General features: G+C 72.7%; 5 protein-coding genes. 2 read left to right on the top strand and 3 right to left on the bottom strand.

Annotation, left to right across the window (positions count from 1 at the left end):
- Together HY68_RS06180 and HY68_RS06175 are read left to right on the top strand one after the other, a co-directional pair.
- On the top strand, window positions 1-1,487 hold a 1,487-nt coding region (locus tag HY68_RS06180), incomplete at its 5' end, for a glycoside hydrolase family 20 protein (protein WP_041985336.1).
- A 156-nt stretch (window positions 1,488-1,643) separates the two neighbouring features.
- Window positions 1,644-2,243 (top strand): hypothetical protein, encoded by a 600-nt coding sequence (locus tag HY68_RS06175; RefSeq protein WP_041985333.1) that lies wholly within the window; start codon window positions 1,644-1,646, stop codon window positions 2,241-2,243.
- A gap of 96 nt (window positions 2,244-2,339) precedes the next feature.
- On the opposite strand, the gene HY68_RS06170 is transcribed toward HY68_RS06175, so the two are convergent.
- The 3 genes from HY68_RS06170 to HY68_RS06160 all read right to left on the bottom strand — a co-directional run.
- Window positions 2,340-3,275: a type II CAAX endopeptidase family protein gene (locus HY68_RS06170; RefSeq protein WP_078863454.1), complete on the bottom strand. Its 936-nt coding sequence runs from the start codon at window positions 3,273-3,275 to the stop codon at window positions 2,340-2,342.
- 139 nt (window positions 3,276-3,414) lie between these two features.
- On the bottom strand, window positions 3,415-4,068 hold the full coding sequence (locus HY68_RS06165) for a response regulator transcription factor (protein WP_078863891.1): 654 nt from the start codon (window positions 4,066-4,068) through the stop codon (window positions 3,415-3,417).
- A 70-nt stretch (window positions 4,069-4,138) separates the two neighbouring features.
- On the bottom strand, window positions 4,139-5,162 hold a 1,024-nt coding region (locus tag HY68_RS06160; protein WP_063779621.1), incomplete at its 5' end, for a sensor histidine kinase.

Below are 5,162 nucleotides of genomic sequence, written 5' to 3'. Positions count from 1 at the left end.
CCGCCGCTTCGGCGTCGTCCGCCGCGCCCGAGCCGTCGCCCACACGGTCGTACCCGCTCTCCAGCGCGCCGCGCACCGTCCCGGCGGTCCGGAGCCATCAGGCGGCCCACGGTCCGGGCTGGCGTCCTTCGGCCAACAGCGGCGTCGTCGTGGCGCGCGGCAGCGCGGGCAGCGGGCTCGCCGACGAGGCGAAGCTGCTGGCCCAGGAGCTGAAGATCGGGTACCGGGGCGCGGTCGCCGCCAGGGCGGGCGACGTCGAGCTGGCCCTGAAGCCCGGCGGCGGCGCCGAGTCGTACACCCTCACGGCCGCCAACAACCGGGTGCTGATCACCGGGCCCGCGCAGGCCGGGGTCTTCTACGGCACCCGCACGCTGAAGCAGGCGGTACGGGCCGACGGCGCGATGCCCGAGGGTGTCGTACGCGACTCGCCGGACCGGCCGCAGCGCGGACTGAATCTGGACATCGCGCGGAAGTTCTACAGCGAGGGCTGGATCGAGGACCGGCTGCGGGAGATGGCCGACCTCAAGCTCAACCAGCTCGGGCTGCACTTCTCGGACGACCAGGGCTTCCGCATCGAGTCGACCACCCACCCCGACATCGTCTCGGCCGAGCACTTCACGAAGGCGCAGATCCGGCAGATCCTGGCGGTCGCGGCCCGGCTGCACATCACCGTCGTGCCCGAGATCGACTCGCCGGGCCACCTCGGCGCCGTACTGGCCCCGAACCCCACGCTCAAGCTGCGCAACACCGCCGGCGTGGTCACCAAGGGCGCCATCGACATCTCGAAGCCCGCGTCCGCCCGGCTCATCGACGATCTGGACCGCGAGTTCGCCGCGCTGTTCACCGGCGCTTACTGGCACCTCGGCGCCGACGAGTACCAGGCGCTGACGGTCCGCGACCCCGCCGCCTCCTTCCCGCAGCTCGCCACGGCCGCCCGGCAGAAGTACGGGAGCGGCGCGAGCGTGACGGACCTGACGGCGGGCTGGACGAACGACCGCGCCGGCGTGGTCACCAAGCTCGGCAAGCAGCCCAAGGTCTGGAACGACGGCGTGTTCGCCGGCGGCACCGTGCACGCCGACAAGAACCTGCAGATCGAGTACTGGACGGGCAAGGAGATCGGGGCGCGGCAGCCGGTGTCGTACCTCCAGGAGGGGCGCCCGATGGTGAACCTCAACGACGAGTACATGTACTACGTGCTCGGCCAGCCGAACGACTTCACCTACCCGACCGGGCAGCGCATCTACGAGCAGTGGACCCCGCTGGTGCTGCGCGGTACGACGGCGGTGCCCGCGCGCTACTCGAAGCAGATCCTGGGCGGCAGGTTCGCCGTGTGGGGCGACTTCCCGAACGCCCAGACCCAGGACCAGGTGGCCGCCGGCATCAAGATGCCGCTGGCGGCGACCGCCCAGAAGCTCTGGAACCCGGGGAAGCCCGCGCTCTCCTGGACCGGCTTCACCGCGCTGGCCACAAAGCTCGACGTCGGCTGAAAATAGCCGGTCATATTCCGTTCCATATCCGGGTATCGCGGCTCTAACCACCCGGGCGGCCGTCCCTTGTGGGAGATGATCACCAGGAGCGGAGTGACGTAATCCGGCCGCCCGGCGCAGTACAGGGCAGTAGCGCGTCCGTGACAGGAGCCGTCCATGAGCCTGGTGAAGCTGATCGCCCAAGCCGATGAGCGCGGGCTGGCCGCGAGCGGTCTCGCCTGCCTCGACCGGTGTCTGCCGCTGCTCGCCGAGGAGAGCGAGGTCCTGCGCCCGCTGTGGGCGGGTATCGCGGCCGGCGCCGAGGGCTGGCCGGGCAGGCTGGTGACGGCCAGGGGCGCCCTGGACGACGCCATCGACGCCGAGGCCGTGACCAACGTCGAGATCGCGCTCGTCCGCACCCTGCTGAACTCGGCGCCCGCTGCCTGGGCGCCGGAGCCGCTGCGGGTCTGGGCCGACACCTGTTCGCTGGTCGGCCTGGAGATCCACCAGAAGTTCGACACCGGCGGCGGCGCCGCGGGCGAGGAGCTTCAGGCGCGGCTCACGCGCTGCCGCGAGGAGCCCGTCGACACGGTGGCGGCCATCCCGGGAGTGGGCCCGCTCGTCGCCGGTGAACTGCGCCGTCAGGTGCGGATCCTGGAGATGCTCGCCGAGCCGGACGGCGCGGGGAGCGGACTGCGCCAGGCGCTGGATCTGTCGACCGAGGGCCAGCGGGTGCTGCGCGCGGTCGTCTCCCGCAGGGCGCGGGCGCGGAGCTGACACGGCGACACCTGGGGTGGCCGGATTCAGGCGGCCACCCCAGGCCGTAAAGGGCCTCTGACCAGGCATTTCTTCGTCGAGACCGAGGTCTGGAGTTTATCCGATTCCGGTCGGCTTGGACAGGCCCAGACGGCCCCGGGTGGCCGCCAGGATGATCAGGGCCGCCGTGAGCGAGGCGAGCAGGAACGCGTGGCCTGTGCCGGCGTCGGACTGGGTGGGGAACATGTCCGACGCGGCGACGGAGAAGAAGTTGTTGACGCCGGTGTGGACCAGCATCACCAGCGGCATGCTCTCGCCCGAGCGGTTGAACACCCAGGTCATCACGAAGCTGAAAGCGATCGTCGTGGCCAGGAACTCCAGCGGCTTGGTCACGGCCACGTCCGGGCCGCCGCCCCACTCGGTCAGGAACAGCGGCAGGTGCCAGGAGCCCCAGAGGACACCGACAACGAGGGTCGCGACCAGCGGGCCGAAGCGGCTCTGCATCCGGGGCATGGCGAATTCACGCCAGCCGGGCTCCTCGGCGAGGCCGGTGGTGATCATCTGGAGCAGCAGGCCGGGCAGGAAGGCGGCGAGCACCGCCGCGGGCGGCAGGACGGGAGCGCGGCCGGCGAGCGCGGCCGAGGCGAGGGTCAGCGCGGCGGGCACCGAGACGATGACCAGGGCGTACCAGTACCAGGCGAGCCGGAACTTGGTCATCCGGCGGCGCCAGACCCGCAGTCCCGCACGTCCCTCGGTGGTCGTGGTCACCAGCAGGGCCGAGCTGATCGGGCCGAGGTAGGCGCCGGGCAGCACGCCGAGGAGCTGGCTGCCCGCGGCGCCGCCGGGGAAGGTGAAGTGCCAGATCCCTAGGCCGTTCTCGGAGAGTATGTACGGCGTCCAGGCCAGCCAGCTCAGCGCGAAGGCCAGGCAGAAGAACCAGACCAGCGGAGCGCGGCGGACGGCGGTCCGCAGCCGGGAGCTGTCCGCCGCCCGGCCGTCCGGCTCCGCGCCGGCCGGCCGCGCTTCGTTGTCGGTGGGGGCTTGAATGCTCATCACGGGTTCCTTCGGACGGGCTGAAGCACGGGTTATTGACGTGCTCAGCACATCAATCCGTGGCCCGTGGATCACTCCCGTGCGCGCCCCAAGTGGTGGTACAGCAGGCTGTACTTGACCGTCTCTCCGGTGCCTCCTGTCAGCGCGCCCCGCGCCGGGCGGCGTCCAGGAAGCGCAGCACGGCGGCCACCCGCCGGTCGACCTCGTCGGCAGGGGACAGGTCGAGCTTGGCGAAGATGCTGCGGATGTGTTTGTGGACCGCGCCCTCGGTCACGACGAGCCGGCCCGCGATGGCGCCGTTGCCCAGCCCCTCGGCCATCAGGGCGAGCACGTCGCGCTCGCGGGGGCTCAGCCGTTCCAGGCGGGTGTCCTGGCGGGAGCGGGTGAAGAGCTGGGCGACGACCTCCGGGTCGATCGCGGTGCCGCCGGACGCCACCCGGTGCAGCGCGTCCAGGAACTCCTCCACCCGGCCCACCCGCTCCTTGAGCAGATAGCCGAGGCCGCCGACCCCGCCGGTGAGCAGTTCGGTCGCGAAGCTCTGTTCCACGTAGGCGGAGAGCACGAGGACCGCGAGACCGGGGCGGCGGCGCCGGGCCTCGACGGCCGCGCGGATGCCCTCGTCGGTGTGGGTGGGCGGCATCCGTACGTCGAAGATGGCGATGTCCGGGGCGTACGCCTCGATGGCGTCCAGCGCGGCTTCGGCCGTACCCGCCGTGGCCACCACGTCGAGGGATTCGGCGCGCAGCAGCAGGGCCAGCCCCTCGCGCAGCAGCGCGTCGTCCTCGGCTATCACGATCCGGGGAGCGTGCGGCGGGTGCGGGGCCGCCGGGTGCCGGTTCGTCAGGTGCTGGGCCGGAGGCCGGTCACGATCCACAGGGGAGATCCACTTCGAGGGTTGTCGGACCGCCGGGCGGGCTGGCCAGGCGGAGGGTGCCGTCGTGCGCGGCGACGCGGCGGCGGATGCCGGTGAGCCCCGAGCCGCCGTCCTCGTCGGCGCCGCCCCGGCCGTCGTCGGTGACGGCGAGCCGGAGCCGGCCGCCGCGGGCCCGTACCGTCACGGTGGCCCGTTCGGCGCCGCTGTGCTTGGCGATGTTCGTCAGGGCCTCCGCCACGACGAAGTACGTGGTCGCCTCGACCGAAGCGGCGCACCGTTCGGGCGCCTCCACGTCGATACGGCAGGGCACGGCGCAGTTCGCCGCGAGCCCGGAGAGCGCGCCGGCCAGCCCCCGGTCGTCCAGGACCGGCGGGAGGATGCTGCGCGAGACCGCGCGCAGCTCTGCCAGCGCCTGTTCGGCCGCGGACTGGGCGCGTTCCAGTATCTCGTCGGCGTGGGAGGGGTCGCGGGCCACCTGGCGGCGGGCAGCGCCGAGCAGGACGGTGACCGAGACGAGCCGGTTCTGGGTGCCGTCGTGGAGCGCGCGCTCGATCCGGCGCAGCTCGGTGGCGTGGGCGTCCAGGGCGGCGGCGCGGGTGGCGGTCAGCTCGGCGACCCGCAGCGACAGATCGGCGTCGGGTCCTGCGGCGAGCAGCCGCTGTCCCGGGCCCGACTGGAGCCGTGCCATGCCGGGGGTCAGCCCGACGATGATGGCGATCCACCCCACGCCGAGCAGCGTCACGGAGAGGGCGCCCGGCCACGAGTGGGCGACGCCGAAGCCCAGCGAGGTGGCGGTCGCGTCGTCCGGCATCAGTTTCCAGTACAGCGGGAAGGCGCCGTCGCGCAGGGCGAGGAACGGCAGCAGGGCGCCGGCGACGCTCAGCAGCAGCCCCACCGTGGCGTGCCGCACCAGCCAGCGCAGCTCCCTGCGGGTGGTGGCGTCGTCGAGTGCGGCCCGCAGCCGGGTGGGCGGGGGCTCGGGGGCGATCACCTCCAGGCCCCTGCGGCCGAGC

Source organism: Streptomyces sp. AcH 505, from assembly GCF_000818175.1.
Classification (GTDB): domain Bacteria; phylum Actinomycetota; class Actinomycetes; order Streptomycetales; family Streptomycetaceae; genus Streptomyces.
Note: the sequence above shows the minus strand (reverse complement) of the source record. Positions and strands in the feature narration are given on the sequence as shown.

Bases quoted from the DNA above. Each gene is read 5' to 3' on its own strand.
- HY68_RS06170 (WP_078863454.1), bottom strand. From the start codon at position 3,275: ATGAGCATTCAAGCCCCCACCGACAACGAAGCGCGGCCGGCCGGCGCG.
- HY68_RS06175 (WP_041985333.1), top strand. From the start codon at position 1,644: ATGAGCCTGGTGAAGCTGATCGCCCAAGCCGATGAGCGCGGGCTGGCC.